At 39.4% G+C, this 23,374-nt stretch carries 12 protein-coding genes and 1 riboswitch; of the genes, 2 read left to right on the forward strand and 10 right to left on the reverse strand.

Features of this window, described 5'->3' with window-relative positions; all coding sequences use genetic code 11:
- Positions 1-38: 38 nt before the first annotated feature.
- Positions 39-1,235, reverse strand: coding sequence for an aspartate kinase (locus tag ACFQWC_RS14980; RefSeq protein WP_377108237.1), 1,197 nt, complete (start codon positions 1,233-1,235; stop codon positions 39-41).
- 173 nt (positions 1,236-1,408) lie between these two features.
- On the reverse strand, positions 1,409-2,656 hold the full coding sequence (locus ACFQWC_RS14985) for a homoserine dehydrogenase (RefSeq protein ID WP_299743424.1): 1,248 nt from the start codon (positions 2,654-2,656) through the stop codon (positions 1,409-1,411).
- 160 nt (positions 2,657-2,816) lie between these two features.
- Positions 2,817-2,926, reverse strand: a riboswitch (SAM riboswitch).
- 260 nt (positions 2,927-3,186) lie between these two features.
- Between ACFQWC_RS14985 and ACFQWC_RS14990 the strand changes: the two genes are divergently transcribed.
- Positions 3,187-4,572 (forward strand): DUF2254 domain-containing protein, encoded by a 1,386-nt coding sequence (locus ACFQWC_RS14990; RefSeq protein ID WP_377108239.1) that lies wholly within the window; start codon positions 3,187-3,189, stop codon positions 4,570-4,572.
- A 44-nt stretch (positions 4,573-4,616) separates the two neighbouring features.
- On the opposite strand, the gene ACFQWC_RS14995 is transcribed toward ACFQWC_RS14990, so the two are convergent.
- The 7 genes from ACFQWC_RS14995 to ACFQWC_RS15025 all read right to left on the reverse strand — a co-directional run bounded on the left by ACFQWC_RS14995 (position 4,617) and on the right by ACFQWC_RS15025 (position 14,636).
- Positions 4,617-4,877 (reverse strand): hypothetical protein, encoded by a 261-nt coding sequence (locus ACFQWC_RS14995; RefSeq protein ID WP_377108241.1) that lies wholly within the window; start codon positions 4,875-4,877, stop codon positions 4,617-4,619.
- A 43-nt stretch (positions 4,878-4,920) separates the two neighbouring features.
- The gene (locus ACFQWC_RS15000) at positions 4,921-6,150 is read right to left on the reverse strand and encodes a helix-turn-helix domain-containing protein (protein WP_377108243.1); all 1,230 of its coding nucleotides are present in this window, start codon (positions 6,148-6,150) and stop codon (positions 4,921-4,923) included.
- A gap of 439 nt (positions 6,151-6,589) precedes the next feature.
- Positions 6,590-7,090 carry a protease inhibitor I9 family protein gene (locus ACFQWC_RS15005; protein WP_377108245.1) on the reverse strand — a complete coding sequence of 167 codons (501 nt, stop codon included), beginning with the start codon at positions 7,088-7,090 and terminating at the stop codon, positions 6,590-6,592.
- 114 nt (positions 7,091-7,204) lie between these two features.
- Positions 7,205-7,915 (reverse strand): hypothetical protein, encoded by a 711-nt coding sequence (locus ACFQWC_RS15010; protein ID WP_282138519.1) that lies wholly within the window; start codon positions 7,913-7,915, stop codon positions 7,205-7,207.
- A 19-nt stretch (positions 7,916-7,934) separates the two neighbouring features.
- Positions 7,935-8,477, reverse strand: coding sequence for a signal peptidase I (locus tag ACFQWC_RS15015; protein WP_377108247.1), 543 nt, complete (start codon positions 8,475-8,477; stop codon positions 7,935-7,937).
- A gap of 678 nt (positions 8,478-9,155) precedes the next feature.
- Positions 9,156-10,394: a helix-turn-helix domain-containing protein gene (locus ACFQWC_RS15020; protein ID WP_377108249.1), complete on the reverse strand. Its 1,239-nt coding sequence runs from the start codon at positions 10,392-10,394 to the stop codon at positions 9,156-9,158.
- Between the two features lie 141 nt (positions 10,395-10,535).
- Entirely contained in the window at positions 10,536-14,636 is a 4,101-nt protein-coding gene (locus ACFQWC_RS15025) for a S8 family serine peptidase (RefSeq protein ID WP_377108251.1), read from the reverse strand.
- A gap of 514 nt (positions 14,637-15,150) precedes the next feature.
- Between ACFQWC_RS15025 and ACFQWC_RS15030 the strand changes: the two genes are divergently transcribed.
- Positions 15,151-19,221: a S8 family serine peptidase gene (locus ACFQWC_RS15030; protein ID WP_377108253.1), complete on the forward strand. Its 4,071-nt coding sequence runs from the start codon at positions 15,151-15,153 to the stop codon at positions 19,219-19,221.
- Positions 19,222-19,373: 152 nt separating this feature from the next.
- Here the strand turns inward: ACFQWC_RS15030 and ACFQWC_RS15035 are convergent, their stop codons facing one another.
- Entirely contained in the window at positions 19,374-22,799 is a 3,426-nt protein-coding gene (locus ACFQWC_RS15035) for a S8 family serine peptidase (protein WP_377108255.1), read from the reverse strand.
- Between the last annotated feature and the right edge of the window lie 575 nt (positions 22,800-23,374).

Consider the following 23,374-nt stretch of genomic DNA (forward strand, 5'->3'; position numbering starts at 1 on the left):
GAAGTGGTGACAGTCAGATGGCATCACCACTCTTTCCTTTATAAGACAGCTCTCTTTGTTTCTATATAATCCAGTCCAAAGTGCATATGAAGGACTCTGGCCGCCTTTTCCACATCCCTTTTTTCCACAAGAGCACTTAATCCTACTGAAGATTCCCATATAGACACCTTTGAAATATGGTAGTCATGAAAAACGTTGGTAACCTTCTCTTTCACCTCATGGGATGAGTTGATGCGTCCAATCACAGATACTTTAGATAGATCTTCTCTTTGTTCTATATGGGAGTAGGCCTGATTATATTGTTCGACGATTCTCTTTACTGCTTGAAAATCCTGTTCTTTAACGATGAGGACAAGGTTTTCCCCGTACTTTACTATTTCTGTCTCGATATGGTGTGAATCGAGATCATAAAGAATCAATGACTCTCCTCCCTGGCAATCAAATATTGTGAGAACAGAGATGTCTTCCTGATGGGCCACTCCGACTATTGAAGCATTTCTATGAGTTTTCCCACTGATCAAGGTTCCACGCCCCTCATTCAAACTGGAACAAACAACAAGCGGCACGTGATGTTCCCTCGCATGTTTGATGGCTCTTGGATGCAGGACACCCGCTCCCATGGTGGCTAAGCGCAGCATCTCCTCATAGGAGAGGGTATCAATTTTCGATGCCCGGGGAACGACCCGGGGATCCGATGTATACACACCATCCACATCTGTATAGATATCACATCTGACGGCTTTTAACGCCGATGCAAGAGCAGCTGCCGTCGTATCCGAACCGCCCCTCCCTAATGTGGTCACCTCTCCTCCTTTCGTAATCCCTTGAAAGCCGGCTACTACGACGATTCGTCCGTCTGATAACTCCGATTTGATCCGATGCGTATCGATTGAGGTAATCTTCGCATTTCCGAATACTCCGTCGGTTCGGATCCCCGCCTGCCTGCCTGTCAGCGACACTGCTTCTACTCCTTGATGTTCGAGGGCCATCGTCAAAAGGGCAATCGTCACCTGCTCCCCAGTGCTTAAGAGCATATCCATTTCTCTCTTGCTTGGCTCTGTGGAAAGTTCCCCTGCCAATTTCACGAGGGTATCAGTCGTTTTATTCATAGCTGAAACCACTACGACAACGTCATGCCCCTTTTCTTTTTCTTTCAAGACATTGAAGACCATCCGTTTGATTCGATCTGTAGAACCAACAGAGGTTCCACCAAACTTTTGAACAATAATACTCAAGTGATCCCCCTACTTTCTATCAGACCTTTTTTTGAAGCTATTTTTCACTAATGGCTGCTTTCCGCTCCTGGTGCTCGCTTCCCTCGGGAGTCAAGCATCTGCCGCTCCAATCAACATCGTGATAAACATTTCCTTTAAACAACGATCGATATGATACTTGGTTAATACTTTTTTTATGAAACGGCGACGCCAGTTTTCACCTCATTTTCCAACGGAATTTCTTTTAGAATAGAAACGGCTTGAATATCGTCATGTGTCCTTAGAAGAGTTTGAAGTGTGTCTTTGCTACCTTCAACAAAAACATACAAGTAATCGTCCAGCTGAATGCGATCCTTTAATGTAAACGATGGGATCCAGCTTTGATAATCTTCATTTTCACGGATCCTCAGAACCCATTGGTGGCTGCTCTCTTGATGAACTTCCCCGGTGCTCACTGTGCTTTGGGCAGAGTCCGTATACTTCCGTTCTATCAATGAAAGAAAATCCTCTACCATGGCGCTTCCGGTAGGTAATTTACCGGCCCCGGGACCCAGCAGGGTGATCCTGCCTACAAGGCTGCCCTTTAGCGAGATGGCATTTTCCACATCCTCCACACCGTAAAACGGATGGGTGTCATGGACAAGGATTGGTTCGACTTCACCCGTGATATGATTTGAAGAATCCCGTTCAAGGGAACCTACATGCTTAAATCGCAATCGAAATGATTCCGCTGCTTGAAGCCATTCTGCAGTCAGGTGTGATATTCCTTTTCGTCTGATATCCTTCCAGTCCGGCTGCTTGCCAAATGCCGTTTGACTTAAAATGAGAAGTTTATAGAAAGCATCATAGCCTTCAATATCACTGGTCGGATCAGCTTCAGCATACCCCTTCTCCTGGGATTGCTTTAACGCTGTCTCAAAGGAGATTCCACGTTTTCTCATTTGCGATAAGATGAAATTGGACGTCCCATTCAGAATTCCTTGAACCCGTTCAATCTCATTCACCTTAAGAAGCTGCCTGATACTGCCGATCACGGGAATCCCCCCCGCTGTCGTCGCTTCGAAACCTATGGTTACCCCATTATTTCTCGCCTTTTCCAATAGATCCGGACCATATTTAGCAAACATGGCTTTATTTGCTGTGACAATATGAATTCCCTTCTCGATGGCTTTGGTTAAATACGTATGACCCGGTTCTTCACCTACGATTGCTTCAAAGATCACATGAAGATCCGGGATATCCAGAATTTCTTGAAAATCCGTTGTGACCTTAATGGACGAATCAATGTTTCGTTGTTTAACAGGATCCTTAATAAGGATGGCCCTTACCTTTACCTCTTTACCGAGGACTTCCCTTATTCTTTCCTGATGGGTATCAATGGCTTCACAGACTCCTTGCCCGACTGTTCCAAACCCCAGAAGTGCCACATTTATCGTTGACATGCTTCAGCCTCCTAAGTATCTTTTTTTCAATTTTTCACTTGCTTGATTCATTCCTTTGAAGATCCACCCTGAGAGACGAAGATAGCAATGTGGGAAAGAAAGAGGGTATACAGAAAAGCCCTCTTCTTTTTAAGAAGAGGGCTAAATAATCATGCTCCTCCCCTTATCTTCCAGATCCGTATAGATCTGTAGGAATTGGCACCTTTACAGTCTGATCCTGTAGGTTGCCGGGCTTCATCGGGCCTATCCCTCCGCCGCTCTTGATAAGAGATATATCGTTTCGTTTTGGTATTACTTGCTATTTGAGTATGAATTGGATTATATAGGGGATTCATTCCTTCGTCAATACCATTTTTGGTATTTTTAAAAAATTCTTTCTAATGTCAATGGGTAGGGTAATTCCTATTGGTTTACTTGAGATTCGACTCCATCTACGAGCCTATAAATCTAATTTGCAGAGAGACGTTTTAACATGATCTGGCAGGGAAAACTAATCCATATCCCTTTATTTGAAAGGAACCGAATCTATTATGCTGAAAAAAGTGCTTCCCTTATCCATCAGAAAATATCTGCTCATGTCAAAACGGCAACGAATGCGTGAGATCCGACTGAACATTTGGTATATGCCATTCTTTTATATTTGTTTTTCCATACTCCTTGTAGCACTCACCCTCTACTTAGATCTGTATGCAGACATTTCTCAGTATACACTCGATTTTTTAAGTATGGATGCATCTGTTACACGCATGCTTGTCAGCACACTCATCGGGGCCATCCTGACGCTCAGTGCTTTCACCTTGAATTCACTGCTTGTTGTACTCACGATGTTCAGTGGTCAATTTTCGCCAAGGATGCTCCTTGATTTCATTTCGGACAAACAAACGCAACATGCCCTCGGAATTTTCAATGGCAGCTTTGTATATGTACTGCTTCTCTTTCTTTTTATCGGAGATTCAAAGAAAGAATTGTTTGTTGCTGCCCCGACCATGACGATCGGACTTGCATTCCTTACTGCTGTCACTTTTATCTTTTTCATTAATCATGCGTCTACTTGGATGCAGGTACACAATATCACGTACAATATGAAGCAGGTTTCTGAGGTGATGATCAATCAAACGCTGAAACATGACTTAGAAGCCCACCGAACTAGAAACACCGGCGATATAATGGAGCACCATAAGGAGAATATCATTCATGTGAAGTCAAGAGAGTCGGGATATATACAGTTGATTGATTTTCATGGAATGATTGAAGCGGCAAAAAATGATCAACTTGTCATACAGCTCCACTATAAAGTCGGGGATTATGTTTTGGCGGGGAATGAATTGGTGAGCATTTGGGGACCTGAAACCAAGGATATTTCTACTAATCACTATCTCGACTTTATCGAAATGGGCCATAAGGAGACGGAAATTCAAGACCTGCAAATGGGAATTCATAAGCTTGCAGAAGTAGCAATCAAATCCCTTGGAAATGATGATCCTAAAACAGCCTCCAATACGATTGATCAAATGGCCGATCTGATGATAACAGTTGAAGATCACCTATCCTTCACCCCGTATTTAATCGATCAAGAAGGAAAAATACGAGTCATTCTCCAGACAGAAGCATTTGAATACTATCTATATCGGGGATTTGGCTATATCAGGCATTATGCAAAAGAAAATCATCTCATCATTACTGACATCGTTCGGGCACTCGCTCTTATTGCAGAGTCCATTGACCCCTCTAAGCACAAAGCCATATGGGAATTCGCCTGTAATACCATTGATCATATTGAAAAAGAAGTGATTTATGAATTGGATAAAACGTTTCTTCTGCAGGAAGTTCATAAACTGGCACGTTTTACCCAAGAGCTTGACGAATATAAAGAAATAGAAAAGAAATTCTATCCTTCCGCAAATAAAAATGTATAAAAGAGCTTCATTTCTCCCCATGAGAAATGAAGCTTTTTTATACACTAAATCCACGTTTCAACTATGTTCGAATCTTCTCCTTGGGCTTTCGGAACCAAAGAGAATCGTTCCGGAATTTCACTTCTGACCGCTTCTAAACTGGGTCTCATCAAAATATAATGCGTCGGTTGATTCACGTCAAATAGTCTTGCTACAAACATACCTTGATAATCTTGCGGGTTGGAATAAATACAGATGATGGGCATTTTATAATCACTTAATGTCACCTCATCAAATGATGATATTAAACGATCCGGGTTTTCCATCGAACCTCTCCTTTACTGTGTAATTGTTCATGTCATTTAACCGTTAGCTTAAAACGCATACTTTTCCTTTTGCCTCTCTCCCACTCATTCGATTATGAATGTAGAGTTTTTGAATGTAATAGTTGCACTCAGCGTATTGCCCTTTTTCCTTCAATAGAGGGATGATGACATTCTCTACATATTGATAATATGCTTCCTCTCCCTCTTGAACCCTGACCTCAAGCATCGTAAAGAAAGTTTCCATGTAGGGGTTTTCCATATCTTTTACAGATGCCTGACCCTCTTCTATTAAACTTGCATATTTTTCTTTATTTACGGAACCGTCCACATTCATGGAACTATCAATATAGCCAAAAAGGCTGTTTCCATACATTTCTTTATAGGACTCATGTCTCAATAATCCATATGCTATGTGAAATGCATCTCTTGCCTTTCTATCATCCATTACTTCTCGATAAAGATTCCCTAAATTCAGGTGAAGAACGGCTTTTCTTCTATGATCATGCAGATTATCACAATGTTGGATCAACTCGTCATATTTCTCTACCAACGAGGCCAGATTCTTTCCTTCACTTCTGCCTTCCGCTACCAACTGAATCGTAGAAGCATCCAGGCACCTAGTAAAATTAAACGTTTCTTTGAAATAATTCAGAGCCAGCTGACTATAACGCAGGGACTTGTCATGCTGACCAAGATCATGATAGCCAACTGACATATGATAATAGGATTCAGGATTGGAATAAATATCTCGATCTATTTTCTCCAAATACTTTATGGCTGTTTGCGGATTTCCTTTTGCAAGCTCATACATGCCTTTTATATGATAGTATAACTGGAAATCATAATCGAACATATGGAAGGAAAGACGTTTATTAGAAAACTGACTTAAATAGAATGCAGCTTCTTTTATCTCCCCTTTCATAATAAAGTACCTTGCTTTCAGTAGCTTAAAGGTGCCATTCAATGTTTCAATTTTGATTAATGGATTTTGTTCGATGGTCTCCTTCAATAATTCGATCTTTCCATTTACCTGCTTGATCATGACATCATGCCACAATTCTAAATCTAATCGTAATTTTTTATACGCCTTTAACTCTTTCTCGACGTTAATATTTAACCTTTGATTGAATAATTCGATCTTATCTTTCGTAATCTGTAAGTGTCCGCTTTCAATTTTACTGATATGGCCAGGTGTACAGATTCCATCGCCCACCTGCTTTTGGGTCATCCCCTTAAATATCCTATAATACTTTATAAATGTACCAATATGCATGATTTAACCTCCAGGGTGACGTAGTATAAGTTGGTTCATTTCATCCAAACAACAGTTCCAACGCTTTTGATTTTTATTTTAATATAGGTTCTACTTCTATTATACTAGTAAGTGATCATGAAAAAATTGGGGTTTTCAGCAGGTTTTCCGAAGTCTCAAACAAAACTATTTACCCAGTTCTTTTTTCGTACACTGCTAATTATTTTGCTCTTATAAGTACATTTAAAAGAAATATCGGCACTAAAACTTATATATTTTAAAAATTCCTAATTATATGGCTTTTTGGATAAAACAAGTTTAGTTCTTTAGACCTAATCCATTTTCCCGATTTCTTGCACATTTTTTATGCTATTTTCCGAAAATGATTGTGGCTTTTAAATTTAGTAAAAAAAGATAACCGGCGCACCTGACTAATTCAAGGTGTGCCGGTTATCTTTTTTTACATTTGATCTGAAGGTTGGATAGGAGGATCCAATTGGATTTCCTGGTTTGGATAAATCTTTGAAATAACGGAAGACCCCGTTAATCTCTTAATTTCATTTGCCGGTAATTCTATTGACACCCCATTAAAGGCTGTCTTATACCTGTGTTTGATTCGATATTTTACTTCATTATCATCCAGGAAGGCATGAAGTTCTTGTTCGAAAGCCTGATGACTTTGTTCAACGTGTTCCTTGGCTTTCTCCAAGGTCATATCCACGCCTTGAGCTTCTGCTTCTAAAATGGCGATTTGTGCAGGTTTTGTCTTAAACTCAATAATAACGGAAACAACCTTCTCACTTGAAAGGTTAATCGATGGATCAACTTTGACTGACGAATTCATAGTTTCTTTCACCGCCTCTTCCCCGTTTTGATAGGCATTTTCCCCTACGTTCTCCTGACATCCTCCCATGTACATCATAAAGAGCAGGAAAAGGACACTCCAGTAGTACTTCTTCATTAACTTTTGATCTCCTTTAGTTAAGAGTTAAAAAAAAGACAATCTATCAGGATTGTCTCCTATCGATTGCCTTTTCAAACGTTATTCACAAAGTTATTCTAATTTAGGGATACCTTAGTTTTTTGCTCCATCATCCATTTGCTTGGCTGTTACATTCAAATTCGATGTATAAGTAACTCCTTGATACTCATTACCAGCTTTTTCGTCGAGTTTGATTGCGAAAGAAAGATCAATATATTGGTCATCATTTAATTGCCAGAATTCATGCTTCTCGCCTTCTTTAGAACCATCCCCAAGTACCATCTTGGCTTTCCCGCTCATGCCTTTTGCAGCAGGTTGAACTTCTTCCTCTACAAATCCGACAACCATTTCAACTCCAGGAGCAATCGCTTTGGACATAGATTTCACTTCATTGGTTGTCCCATTGAATAACTCATCTAAGTAGATTCTTGATTCTTCCAGGATGTCGTCTGTCATTTCTTGTCCTTCAGAGAACTTATAAGCGATATACCCTACTTTATAGGCATCTAAAGGTACATCTGTACTTAGAGACTGGTTATAGGTAGCTTTAAGATATGCATCCATATCACCTGTGTTTTCAATCTTTAACCATTCACCGTACTTTAATTGAGAAGGGGCAAAACCAGTAGCTTCGATGATCTTTGTTTCCATGTCTTGTGAGTTGTTGATTTCTAATGTACCGTTTGTGATCTCTCCTGTGGCATTTGTCTCGGATGTGAACCAAGAATATGTACCAAAGCTTCCAGATACTACGATTGCTCCTACTAAAGCGCTTCCCAAAAATGCATTCTTCAACTTAAACATGTCAATCCCCCATTATTTATTATGATTTGGTAAACTCCTCTTCCCTCTTCTTCGGCTTGATTCTTTCATAAACCGTTAAACACACATACCCTGTTAATGGAACAATGATGAATAGCAAGAAACCCATCGGGCCTTTCGTATATTGAGAAAGAAAACCCATATTTGGAATATGAAAGAGCTCCTTCCCTACGATTTCATTTGCCGTTGTAACATCTTCATCCACCGTATTATTGTTATCACCTTGAGTATAGAAGTGCTTTACTCCGTCTTCTCCAACAATGGAGGTGATCCTGTGAGTAATCAGGTTTTTCTCCTGGTTGTAATAGGAGATGATATCTCCCTCTTTAAGATCATCTGCATCCATCTCCCGGATAATGATCACGTCTCCAGCCTCAAAGGTAGGAGCCATACTATTCGACAATACGGTCAGCGGCTTGTATCCAAAAAGGGATAGCGGTTTACTGCTGTTCAGGCTTATGAAGATGGAACCGATGATCATCATGATGAGTAAAAAGATTACGATTGGTACGGCTTTTATGACCATTTTCACTACCTGCTCCATATCTCACCCTCTATTCTAGTTGTGTTGTGTGTAATTTCTGATGGAAGTAAAAAAAGTCCTATTCAAATCAGAATTTCGTTAAGATTCTGATTTCTATTTATATTATTACACAGCTCGGTGACTTGGTGTATTGGGGTTTGCAGGGGGAGGAACCTCCAGGGGAATAGGCATTATTACCTAACATTCTCTGGTGTTAAAATGGAAGAAGTCTATATTCTCCTAAGAAAAATCCTTGAATGTGACAGAATAACCAGTCTTATATCACTATCTCCTTCCCCCAATTTTGTCGGTTGGAGGCACCTATTGTAAATTTACTGTGGGTTAAGTCTACTGATTAGAATTAAAATGGTGGTGGCCTTGATGATAACGTCCACTCTTTCTGTTTTTATAAGGGATTAGTAGAGGTTTTGCTTCTGAAAATAAAAAACCAAGGTACTTTTTTCCTGTATCCTTGGTCTGGAAAGAATTCTATTCTACCTTTACTCAGTTTCAAATTTCATTATCGACTTTGAAGGTTTTATTATCGAGTTGGGACTATATATTATCGCCTTTTGAATTATATTATCGACTTCGCCACTTTTATTATCGACTCTCCCTTTCTAATTTTGGGATTATTTACGAAATACACGCCTTCCTATTTGCTTAATTTGGAGACGACTCCAAAGTATACAATTTCCTCTAACATTTTTGAACCAACCTACCCGCATACTGGAGAGCTTTCTCTTGATTTCCCTCGTCTAAATAATACTGATACATGGTCTTTTCATATGTTTGTAATTGTTGATGTTTTCCTTTTTCCTCTAACATAGGAATGATCTTTTCTTCAATAAATTGATAGTACTGCTTTTTTTTATTCTCAAATAATAAACGAAGCATTTTGAAGAATTGATAGCTGCTTTGATCATGGATGTCCTTTGCGATTTGACTGCCTATTTCAATTAATTGCTTGAGTTGCTGTTTGTCTTGATCTTCTTTAATGTGTAAACAGCAATAAACGTACCCAATCAGATTATTAAGGTAGGTAGGAGAGTTTTTATTTTTTCCCAGTAAAGATAATGTCTTCTCATAATACTTTTTCGCATTCTCATTGTCCCCTGCATAGGAGTGTTCATAAGCCAAATTGCTTAATAAAGCCGCCTTTTTAGAGGTTTCATTGAGAATATCACATTGTGCTATTAATCGATTATATCGATCAACAAGATCTTCAAAATTCCAAAGTTCGTTTCTTCCTTCGTTTATCAACTTGATCGTTTCAGCATCAATGACTTTTTTAAAATTATTCGTTTTCCTGAAGTAATCCAGGGCTAGTTCACTATAGTAATAAGCCTTTACTTTAAAATGAAGGTTATGATAGGCAATGGCGATTTGATAGAAAAACTCATGATTTAAATATTCTTTTTCATTGATTTCAAGCAGGTACTCCAGTGCTTTCTTGAAGTTTCCTTTCAGTACTTCTGTAATTCCCAAAAGGTGATGAAGCAAGTGAATTTCATATGCGTTTAATTCTTTACGGTGTTTTTTCATTTTATCCAGAAGGATTTCTGCTTGGGTTATGTTTCCTTGCAAAAGGTAGTATCTTGATTGCAATAAGAAATACTTATTTTTCACAGATTGAATAAGGAATAATGAATTGTCTTCTACCTCATTCTTTAATCTCTCAATTTCACTTTGTTGCTGTAACACCATACTATCAAGCCACTGATCAAGCAAGCGCTCATATTTCTGAAGCGATTGCATTTCTTTTTCAAGGTCAATCCCCAGTTTCTTACTTAGCAAATGAGTGATTTCAGGGGAATATTGTGTGTTTCCACGTTCAATTTTACTAATATGTGTAACAGAACATATCCCTTTTCCCAGTTCTTCTTGTGTTAGTTCTTTTTTTTCTCTATAAAATTTTATTAAGATCCCTGAACTCAACGTTACCACTCCCAACTGATTTTTTCACTCAAGATTCATTGAAATTATAGGGTACTTCCACCAAATAAAGTACTAATAAGGGTAGTCCTTTAATGGACTACCCTTTCTGGATGATTACCAAGATGTTGTGGAAAGAAACTGTTAAGGATTAATGGTCAATTCATCTTTAATCGTGTCTATCGTTTTGCCATTCACTTGAGATTGAGGACTTGGTGTATCAAGTACAAAGTCGTTCTCAGATAAATAATGCTTTTCAAGAAGGGTAAAGTCTTGTTCATCAGTCGTACCATCAAAGTTTATATCAGTATTTCGATAATCTGTTCCCCAATTCTCTTGCAACAGTATTGCATCATGGATATCAATGACATTATCTTTATTAATATCACCCGGCTTCGATACAGCTGTTCTATAGGAAATCCATTCTCCTATATCGATACCATTCTCTTCGCGACCAACCTCAAGGGGGGTATATGTCGTATAGTGTCCCGGGATATCGATAATCATTGTATATTTCTTCTCTGTAATTGGGAGTTTATCGAAGTAAATGACTCCATTTGGTTCTAATCTCGCTGGATAAATAGCCCCTTTTGTATCTTTTAATTGAACAGTTGCTCCTACAGTCGAGTAATCCCTGCTGTGATCCATTCCACCTTTGTCTGTAAGGAGTCCTTCTGCGCCTAAATATCCCGCATCCACCTTTGAAAACGCCGGATAAATGGGATGAAGTCCGATTTTCGTTTGAATTCTGGGACCATGATTCACCTGCATCGTAGAGTTACTGAACAGTGGAGAATAAATATTTCTAAACTCATCTGCACTGGTATCTGCTACGACCTCAAATAAAACAACATCTCCAGAGGCTCCTTCGTCAGGAATAGTAATATCGATGATCGTCTTGGTAGTTCCTGGGGTAGTCGTTGTCTCTACTAATTCTGAACCCTCTGGCAGATCAGCCCCTAATTGGAAATCAACAGAATCATCGAAGTATTTATTTTGATAATAGAAGGTCATAGATAAATGCTCGGCATTTTTCAAATTATTAGCATAGAAGGTATACTTGATTTTGTCACCCATTTGGTACGAGTCTTTATCTGGTTGTGCATAGACAAACTGTGATCCTTCGTTCACATAATATACAACCTTTGGCTTTGCCGTATTTCCTGCATAATCGGTACCAAGATATTGCATTTCCCTTATGGTGCTTGTTCCAACATTTAATTCTTTTGAAAACTTTCCATTTTCATCTACTTCAAGTTGGTAGTTTGGACCCGTTGGACCATACCATATGTTGCTACTTGCCGGAGTTAGTGACATACCTGCTTTTTTGGTTTCACTCATTTCCGGATCCACCAAAGTACCTGATAATGTTACTGTATCTTGGCCTTCTGGCAGTTCAACAATTGGAAGTTCTCCCTTCGGCAGTGCATTTGTCTCATCAAAAGTAATTTTAGGCGCATCATTATCAAGACTAATAGTCGATGTTTTAGCAAACTGTCTGCCATCTTTCGTCGTGCCGATCATTTTGACTTCATATATGCCATCTTCTGCCCTTATTCTTGTGTAGCTGATTGGCTTCTTTTCATGTCCAGTTAGCGGGTAATAATACCCTGAAAATCCATCATCAATGAAATAATCATAGTCAATCGCCGCACCTGTTGCATTCACTCCTGTAATCCAGCCCAATTCTGCTTTCGTTTCTTGGTCGACCAATACCCAGTCCAACCTTTCCATTGGCGAGTTTAACCTGAAATCAAGATCAGTCGCCTTTCTGCTGTAAGAATTTTTTACACGGTTTGTTGAAATACTCGGTGTATATACTTCAAAGTAGCCAATCCCTTCCTCCACGACTTTTGCTCCAAATGGAATACGGTAGATTTCTTCAGGATTCTTTTGGTTCTTGAGCACAATATATCCTTCGTATGTCCCTTTTTGGGCTGATTTCGGAATCGTAAGGAATGCATTGAAGCGTTCCTCTTTATTTTTCTTTACTTTAATCGAGTCGGGAACAGTCAGCCTTACTCCGTTTTTCTCCGCATCGAGTGATCCTGATGCTTCCGCTCCGATATTATACTCAACGGAGATGTCATATTTATTGTTTTTATCACTTTTATTTGTGATTGATAGATTCGTTGTTTTGGTGATGTGTTCACCCCCCATCGGTATGAAACCGTAGCTTAGGGCACCGGTTTTTTCCGGGATGATGATTTCTTCCCCATTTTCAACAAATGGCGTTTCATCCAGAACAGAAATCATTGTATCAGAGTGGATCGCCTGCATTGGATCTACTCTTCCAGCTCCCACCTCAAATACGCTATATTGATTTTTCAAGGGATCAGCGGTATTCATTAACACAGATTTAATATCACTTGGCGTGTACCCGGGATGTGCCTGAAGTAACAATGCTGCAATACCAGCCACTTGAGGTGACGCCATTGATGTCCCAGATAATCGTTGGTAGGCATGCGAATAATCCGTAGTATCTTCTTTATTTTGAACATAAGCGGGAACGGTTGATAAAATATTCACTCCCGGTGCAGTCACTTCTGGCTTGATATCATATAACGTTCCTGACGGGCCCTTCGAACTAAAGGAAGCCAGCTCGTCTCCACTGATTTCTGCTCGCCCTGCTTCACCTAGAGTGATTATAGGTGTACCTTCCTTAAATAGCTCTTTTACTTCTAATCCGAAATGGTTTGATAATGAAAAAGTAGGGATATTATCGTTACTTTCACCTAGATAATGTGGAATATGGCCTTCGTCTGGATTGTTATTATATATCACAACTCCAACCGCGCCATTTTGTTTTGCATAGTTCATTTTTTCAATGAGGGCATATGTACCTCTGGCAACAAATGCTACTTTCCCATTGACATCTTTCCCGTTGTAATCAGCTGGTCCGCCTTCTCCCACTTCAACCATTTCAAAACTTTTTCCCTGTAGCTTACTAAACTCATCCGTCCATTTATTGGTCATTAATTGAAGGTTTCCGTCCAGCTCCTTACCTTCTGCTGAAAACGCACCATCATAAGTGGTGACAAAAGATGGAGCAGAACTTGCGCCCACTGTCAAAGCAAGTGCGGCAGCACCCGGTGAACCTAATGTACTATTCCCGAGATCCCCTGAGTTCCCGGCAGCTACGACTGCCGTCACACCACTTAAAACGGCATTATCCACCGCTAAGCTTGAAGCATCTAATGGATTGTTCGTCTGTGCTCCGAGAGATAGATTAATGACATCCATCCCGTCTGCAACAGCACGGTCTATTCCGGCGATTATGGCGCTATTCGATCCACTTCCATATGGGCCCAGTACACGATAAACGTTCAATTCTGCATCAGGGGCCACTCCTATTACCTTATAATCAGAATCATTTTCAGCTTGGCCAACGATTGTCCCTGATACGTGGGTCCCGTGTTCTGTGTAGTATGTGTTACCTTGGTTTACTTCAGGGTATCCAGCAGCCGCTTCCCAATCCTCATACGTTGTTTCCATCGGGTCATCATCATTGTCTACAAAGTCATATCCACCTTTGTATGCTTCTTTTAAATCAGGGTGATGATAATCGATCCCTGTGTCAATAACCCCAACTTTCACTCCTTCACCTGTAAACCCTTCTTTATGTAACTTGTCGATATTCATGAAGGGAATACTATCCACTTTGGTCGTTGTCCCTTCTTCCACTGTTGATTTAGGTGGAGGAGTGAGCTGAACCTCTAATTCGCTATATACAGCTTTTACAACGTTTGAGTCTAATAGATTTTCAACCTTATTGGCTGGTAGAGTGATGGCCACTCCATTAAACGCATTCTTATAGGAGTGTTTGAGCTCGTAGTTATCTTTCCCGGATTTTGTCTTTTTTACGACCTTCTCATCCAGGTCTTTTTTGAATTTTTTATGGGACTCTTCCACCTTTTTCTTTGCCTTTTCAAGAGAAACTTCTTCACCCTTGAGGGACTTTTGAATTTGCTCTGCTTTTGCAGGAGGCTGTTCAAATTCGACAATAACGGTTATATCTTCTTCACTTTTTAAATCTGTTTCCCTCGACAATTGAAGTCCTCTCAATGTTCGGTTTGCCTCTAATTTATCAAGTGCTTCACGCTGTTCTTTCGAAAGATCCGCAAGTACGTTCATGGCATTCGATCCTGATTCTGCTTGTACAACCGGGTCAAAACCGATTGGCCCAGCTGCTCCCAGCAGAAGTCCCATGCTTAGAGCAACCTTAGGAAATTTGCTATTTTTCATCATTTTTACCCCCCCATTGATACTACTTCCAATTATATTGTCGAATCTTCATGATGTCATTTGGGGGAATTCTAGTCCATTTTCATTGGGTGTTCTCAATTATTTTTACTTCTAATGAGTAGATGGATACTGAAAAATCTATATTTTCAGAGTATTGCACACAAAAGCAAACCATTATACCAGGTCTTTACTACCATATAAATTGGGCAATATTGAAAATCCGTGATCATACAGCTACCTAGACATGCACATATTTCTCTAGATCGGATAATTCGAATGAACATTTGGGAAAAACCAGACTATCAAATGAACTAAACCATTTTAATAACTTTCAGCTAAATGATGAAAATACACAAAATAATAAATCGAATTACCCAGAATTATAGATACATCCGTTGCTCATCGTTCTCTAAATTACCCCCATACATTCCCCATTATATTTATGAGATGATTTTTATAATAGTAAGAAAATTCACCCCTCTTACTAAATACCTATCAAGAAGGAGTGTATCATTTGGACAAGAGCAAGTTAGTAAAAAAAGCAGCCACAGCCGGACTGTCATTGGGGATGGTATTCAGTACAATATCCTATTCCCCTGAAAGTGCATTGGGGGAGACAGTAGAAAAAACTCCCGTTTCTCATACGGAAATGCTAAATAAACTTACTGATACCCAAAGAAAGGCCTTAAAGAACTTAGAATTAAACGACAAAACAGGGCTGCAGTTATCCTCTGCCGTCAACCTTGATACCGATGAAGAGATCTCTATTATTGTGGAGTTGCATCAGAAGCCGGTCAAAGCAGCTCAACTTCTAGCAAGCTCAGAAGGTAAAAATCTGACAAAAACAGACGCTAAAAAAGCCATTGACCAAGAGCAAAAGAAGTTTAAAGAAGAACTTGGGGCAATATTCAAAAAGGAAAAGACCAAAGAAGAGTCATATAACATTAAATATCATTATACTGAGGCGTTTAATGGAGTTGCGATCACCTTACCAGCAAATAAGGTAAAATCATTATTACAAACTCAAACTGTAAAGACGATTTGGGGGAATGAAACATTTAGAATTGATCCACCTGGTTCAACTGAGGTAAAAAGTCTCGGTATTTCTACTAGAATGGCAGATAGCAATCCATACCTGGGAATTGATCGATTGCATGAAGAAGGTTTGACCGGTAAAGGACTCAAAATTGGTGTCATAGATACTGGAATAGATTATAATCACCCTGATTTAAGAGAAGCCTACAAAGGTGGTTTTGACTTTGTAGATAATGATGAAGATCCAATGGAAACAACCTATCAGGACTGGAAGAATGCTAAATACAAACCAGAATTTTCAATGGGACATTCCTATTATACGGAACACGGTACTCATGTATCCGGAATCATTGCCGGTCAAGGTACAAATGGTAGTGACTATGCCACGAAAGGCGTAGCTCCTGATGCAGACATTTATGGGTATAGAGTGCTTGGCCCATATGGCAGCGGGACCACAGAAAATGTGCTAAAAGGAATCGACCAAGCAGTAGAAGATGGCATGGACATCATTAACCTATCATTAGGTGCTTCCATCAATGATCCCTATTTTCCGACCAGTGTCGCGGTTAACAATGCCGTCCTTAGTGGGGTAACGACAATCGTAGCTGCAGGAAACGCAGGTGATGAAGCCTATACTCTTGGATCACCAGGATCTTCTCCACTTGCATTAACGGTTGGTGCAAGTGATACTCCACTTGATATCATTACATACGAGGGTCAGCTTTCATCGCAATCTGTTACCCTACAGTTATTAGGAAAACACTATAGTGATAAAATTGAAGATTTCGAAGGTCAGGCACTGCCAATCGTAGAACTCGGATTAGGAAGGTCTGATGATTATTCCGGGAAAGATGTACATGACAAAATCGTTCTTGTAAGTCGCGGGGAAATTACGTTGAATGACAAGATCAAATATGCAAAGCTAAATGGGGCTAAAGCGATCATGATCTACAACAATAACGAAGAAGAAGGGCATATCCCTTACTTCCTGGGCGAAAATAAGGATTTCATCCCAACATTCAGTTTAACAAAAAGCGATGGAGAAACATTACTTGAAAAACTCTCAAATTCTGAAGACTTCATGTTTAATAAAATCGGCACCGTTCAAACAGAGGGTGATCATTTAGCCGATTTCAGTTCAAGAGGACCCTCTAAATTTAATTATGATATCAAACCTGAAGTGACAGCTCCTGGAGTCGGTGTTCAATCCACTGTTCCATCTTACATGATAAATCCTGAGGATGTAGACAACTATGAATATGCGTATCAGCGATTATCAGGGACATCCATGGCTGCTCCTCAAGTAGCCGGGATCGCTGCCCTCCTATTAGAATCCAATCCGGATCTACAGCCAGAAGACATAAAAACACTATTGATGAATACGGCTGATCCGTTAAACGGGGATTATAGCGTATTTGAAGTGGGTGCAGGAAGAGTCGACCCATATGAAGCGATTCATTCATCCATGCAATTCCAAGTAATCGATGAGACAACCAACATTGCAAATGGAGAAGAAGTCATCATTGATGAGAAAACAGGCTCCATCAGCTTTGGCCTCCAATACAACGATGGGAAACATATTCGTGATCAGCGCACAATACAAGTAAGCAATCATGGCAAGGAAACGAAAACCTTCACAGGAAAGGTTGAATTTACAAGTCAATCCCTGAATGCAAACAAGAACGGTGTTCAGGTTGTATTTGATAAGAAAATCTCGGTTAAACCCGGAAAATCCAAGAAAACCAATGCCTTTGTCATGATTCCCAAAACAGCAGATCAAGGGTTTTACGAAGGATACATCACCTATGTAAATGAAAATGATTCAGATGAAGTCTATCAAATTCCGTTTTCAATCCGTGTTGCTGGAGAAGGATTTGACTTCTTAGTATTTGATAAACAAGTATTAACCACCAATCCAGGAAGCTATTTTGGATTTTTCCCTGTTGCTGCCTTTGGTTTCCAATTGAATTCCAACGTAGAGCAAGTGGATGTTGTGTTAGCTGATGGAGAAACAGGTGAAGATATTGGGTATGTCGGAAATTTCGATGGTAGTGACTTACAGATCGGTGTCCCATATGGTTTATACGGTTACGGAGGTAATTATTATCCGTTTACCGGGGATGAGGATTATCCAATCCATCTAAAGGAAATGTTCGCCAAGCAAGGACACTATAAATTGAAATTTATTGCAACGAATGAAAATGGCAGAACCTTTACTGAAGAAGAAGACATTTTTATCGATAATACGAAACCTGAATTTAAAACGAGTATTGATGATAAGCTTGTTTATGAATTCTCAGAAGGTCAAGAATCCTACCCAGTAAGCGGAACATTAATTGACAAGGAAGTAAAGGATATTCAAGATGCAGGTATTGACATTAGTCAGGCAGATAATTTCATCTATGAATATTTGTACACGATGCTTCCTGAATATAGAATCTTCCCCGATGAAGATGGTATGTTTGAAATGGATATCCCTCTTGTCAGACCGACAAATAATATAGCAGCATTGGATGCTCTTGATGCTGCGACGAACAAAACGGAAAAAAAGACGTATCATTTTCTTCCTGAACGTACTTCCTACATGACAGGAACCTACGATAAGAAGTCCGCTAAACCTGGAGACACTGTTACATTTACGATGAAGGCTAACAATGTAAAGCAATTAAAAGAAGCAAAGTTTACTTTATACTATACTGACTCGATGGAAATTCTCGATATTAAAAAAAATAATGCGTTATCCGGTTACGATGTAGATGTACAAACTGATATGTCTAGTGGTTCAGTTTCTAATGCAAAGGTGGACCTTACCCTAAACGGAGATCAGGAGATTACAGGAGGACTTCCACTGCTGGATGTCACATTTAAAGTAACCGATAAGATATGGACTGATTATGCAGGATTTAACTTTACGAGTAATCGATACATTGACACGAATGGAGACACCATCACGGCACAAGGATATATTGAAGGGTTAAAGCTGCTCAATCAAACCGGTATCATCAGTGGCGGATTTGTTGGTCAAGGTTTCTTAAATCCTGACACTTCCATTGATTTTTCGAGAGACTATACGAAAGTCGGTGCTTCCGTTGAGTTGATTAGTCCAGACGGAAAAGAATACAAAGCTGAAATTACTAATAGAGCAGGCTTCCGTTTCGATAACATCCCTGTAAACTCTGAACCATATTCACTAAAAGTGAGTATCCCCGGTCACTTCACATATTTTAAAGAAATCATGGTGAATAAAGAGGGAGATGGAGAAATTACTGGGACGTTGACATCCATCACTGCGTTTACGTATGCAGGTGACGTGAATCAAGACGATGTCATTGATATATTTGATGCGCTATACCTGAAAGAAAAATGGCAGACTGATGATCGTTCCGCTGACATCAATTTAGATGGCATTGTCGATCAGAAGGATTGGAGTTATGTAGAAACGAATTATCTGACGAGAAACCATACATTGGATGAATTAAAAGATGCTGTTAAAAGTCATCAAGGTATGACACTGGAGAAAGTGAAAAAGGAATTGGGGATTACAAACTAATATTAGTAAGCCGTACCCGTGAACTATGGTTCGTGGGTACGGCTTTTGTGTAAGGGCATAATAAATGGATCTTGAATTAACAATATAATCTATTACTTTAATGAAAAAAGCCAAGAATAACCTTAATTGAAGGCTGTTCTTGGCTTCTAAAATTAATGTTTAATCGTTATTTTCTTTGCATCGGACGTTAACGATAATCCCGTTTCATCTGTACCCGTCACGGTCACATAGTAGTCGCCGTCTGGGTATTCAGCCCCAGGGTACCATTTCAATCCATAAATGGAATGTTCGTTTTCAATATCGGCATATTCTATTACATTGCCTTCTGCATCCGAAATTTCAATATGCCAATCCATTCGTTTATAACCAAAGATCAAGATGGATGCAGGCTTGTTTTCATTGATGTTTGATCCAGATACACTGAAGTAATTGATAAATGGATCTGCATGAAGCAGATCTTTATTCCCTTTATATCCAACGCCTACATTACGGAAATGATCCATTGCTGACACCATTACGATTTCAGGTTTTTCATCAGAAATAACCGCTTTGGACCCAGCTTCCACATTCTTGCGTTTGCCATTGACCCAAATGAAGCTTCCAATATAACCGCTTCCTTCTTCTATGACATCCCATGTAATTTTATACTTCCCATCCGGTTGATCGGTTATTTTTATATTTTCAACAACAGGTGAGACAGAATCCAGACTAAAAGGAATTTTCGTTTGTTGAGGGTTCGCTCCCTCATAATTCAACGTACTTTCATACACATAATAATAGTTTCCATCAGGTAGAAGGTTTCCTTCATCATCTTTACCACTCCATACGATTCCATCAAATTTGTAATAGAAATCCCGGTAGCTCATGATATTCTTTCTAAAGGTATAAGGACTTCCATCATCTGTATACTCACTAAAATCAGTTATGTTTGAAACTGTATTTCCATGTTCATCTTGGACACTAAGGGACATTTCTTTCAAATTACGAAATGCAGTGAATGAAGGATGTATACCCGAAGCAATTGACTTGGAAGAATACCCAACCGCGTTTTGATCAAATTTGCCTGTCTGTTGATCATAACCCAATGGAAGTTCGAACATGTCATTCCATAAAACTGTATACCCTAAATAGGGATCTCCATTCACTGGACTCTCATCAATGTTATCGATTGAATCCCACTCACCGTAGAATCCCATGAACGGTATCGTTAAAGTAGTTAAATCTTTAACAGAGCTGCCTTTTGGTACCAAACGAACGAATCCTTCCACAAATCGCCCATCACTTAAATCTTTTGGTAGTGTCACAGAGATATTCACTTCATCATCTCGGCGTGGCTTGTATTGGAATTTGCTTTTATCCGTTACTTGTTTCCCGTTGATTTTCACAACTGCATCTTTTATAGGAACAGAGTTCAATGTCAGATATTCTCTTTCTACTGCGCCATATGTTCTCTCTTCTGTTTCATCCATTAACACATCTACTACAATTTCATACTGATGATTCGCTTTTTCTAGATTTTCAGCTAATGGCTCTACATCTAATGTGAAATCAAACGTGCGATCTACTTCTTTCAACGCTACTGATGAGGACTTCTCTAAAGGAGCACCTGTATGTTGAAGTAGGTAAGGTGTTTTGATAGCTTGTTCAATTTTCATCAAACCTGAACCTTGGTGTCTAGGCGAGTAAGGTGTATTGTCATGATCCGGATTTGTTAAAATTTGCGATGTATTCATCAGAGCATTTTTCGCTTTTAAAATAGATTCTTCATTTTTGGGTAGTTGAAGATCTTCATAGTACTTTTGAAGAAGTAATGCACCACCGGCTGCGACGTGTGGAGCAGCCATTGATGTTCCACTCATTGTTTCATACTGGTTGTTAAGGACGGTAGAACTTATTTTCCCACCAGGAGCTGTAATTTCCGGTTTAAAGCTTAAATCGGTCGGTGAACCATATGAAGAAAAGTACGACATTGGTTCCGTTTCAGGATTTTGCACCCAAAGTCCTTCATCTGACAATTGAGCGGTCACCTTCTCTCCACCTTTTAACCTTTCCACCAATTGGATAGACGCATCTTGGTCAGTTGTCACGGCTGGAATGGAGTTAGCAGTAAATCTCAATGTAGAATACGGTGTAAAGTCACTTGGTGGTATAACAATTAGAGCTACAGCACCCTTTTTCTTTAAATCATATTGAAGAGTTGTATAGGTGGAATATCTTGCTGGTTTGGCAATAACAATTTTCCCTTCCAAGTCCAAACCGTTTAGATGTTCCCCAAACCCTTCACCAGCGAAAATGAGATCATACTCCTTATCGGCTTCTAACGTATCAATCAATTTTTTCGCGTAGGGCGATATCTGATATCCTAACAAGCTTTCATCACTTAGACGAAGAGCATCGACTTTCATCTGATCATTCTCTGATGAAGCAACTTGCAGTGCAGATGGTGCAATACCTGGATCACCTACGAGTCCGATATCAGGGTTTTTCGCTAATGGTAATTGAGAACTTTCAAGTATGTTCTGCTTCGTGCTATATGAAGCATTTCCTGCAGCAGCTACGACCAGCACTCCTTGTTCAGTAGCATATTGGATCGCTCGTTGGACAGGGTCATTTGGATCCACCACCCCTGCATCAGATCCCAAGCTTAAATTGATGACATCTGCTCCAAACTCTACGGCATGATAAATACCTGCGACAATATCATCATCATAAGCACCGCCGCTATTATCGGAGAACACTTTTTCAGCTAATAGCTGTACATCAGGGGCGACTCCGATCGCCTTTTTCTGGGATTCTTCATAGGCTCCGACAATTCCGGCCACATGAGTTCCGTGGGAATCACTTGCAGGAATGACATTGGTGTCTTTATCTGCCCAGTCATAGCCTGTCGGTACTTTGTCTGTATACCAGACATCGTTTACATCTGTTTCATTCAGTTCCGCTTGAATATTCTGTTCATTATACTTTGCGTTCTTCTTCCCTTTTTCAGAAAGTTTCAGTGCCTCATGCTCATAATCGATTCCAGAGTCAACGATTGCAACGACCATTCCGTCTCCGCTGTAATTGTATTTTGTCCACACACTCATCGCTTCCACAAGCTCATTGCTCTTTACATCCATATGCTCATACGTTTTCGCGATACGGATATCCTTTACTCCGTCTGCCTCTTTGATTTTATGTGCTTCTTTCATCGTCGTTTCCATACTGAATCCATAAAATCCTGTTGAATACGTATGTATGACTTTGGAGGAGCTATCTCTTTTTTTCATAAACGTATTTTTCACTTGTTCTACCTGTTTTTCAGGCATGGATTTTGCCTTTTCATTTACATCGACTTCGACGATTAAACGAACTTTTTCATTTGGATCGATTGAAGTCCCATCCTGTCCGTATAATGGATGGTTTCCACTATCTTCAGCAGAATCCGCCATAGGCAGTTCAGCTTTTTGTTTGCTAAGAACTGCTGATTGTCCGTCTTTTGAAAAATGGAATTCTGCACCCACAGGTGTTACAAAGCTGCTTAACAGTAAAACGAACATTAATGCAATCGATAGCTTTCTTTTCGAGGATCCTTTCATCTTCTCACCCTTTTATATAATTTTCATTCTTTATTACACATGATGAAGAATCTTAGAAGTAGATTAGGATTATGCTAGTACAGCATAATCATTAGCAATCACGTACTATTGCTGTTTGAAACAGGATGCGCCAACTATCAGTTTAAGATATAGTTAACAGATACATGCCGCATATACCTTTGTATCGAACCTTCCCCTCCTTTTCTATCAATCTAGAAATAGTGAGCACCTCTTATACATGTTCTACTGAAATCGACATTTTCCTATTGGGGGAAATTAAGAGAGAGTTTTATAAACAATAGGAATTTTATCATTGAATTCTTCTTTAAATGCTTGTATTTCACCTGTTGACAGTGAAAAAAGAACGAAAGAACAATTAGATATTTGGGGAAAACCCTCGAATCGTTGTGGAAAAAAGGAAGAATGATAGGATGAAGGATCAATTTATGATCAATAAGTTTCCAATTTGTTGATAAAAGATGATAGGATCGATGAAAAATTCCGCCGGTTTCTTTATAATAAACACTTGGATTCTATAATAAGTGATAGGTAAAAAGGTAAGAATGATACTTGTA

It is taken from the genome of Rossellomorea sp. GCM10028870 (assembly GCF_042666755.1).
Lineage (GTDB): Bacteria > Bacillota > Bacilli > Bacillales > Bacillaceae_B > Rossellomorea.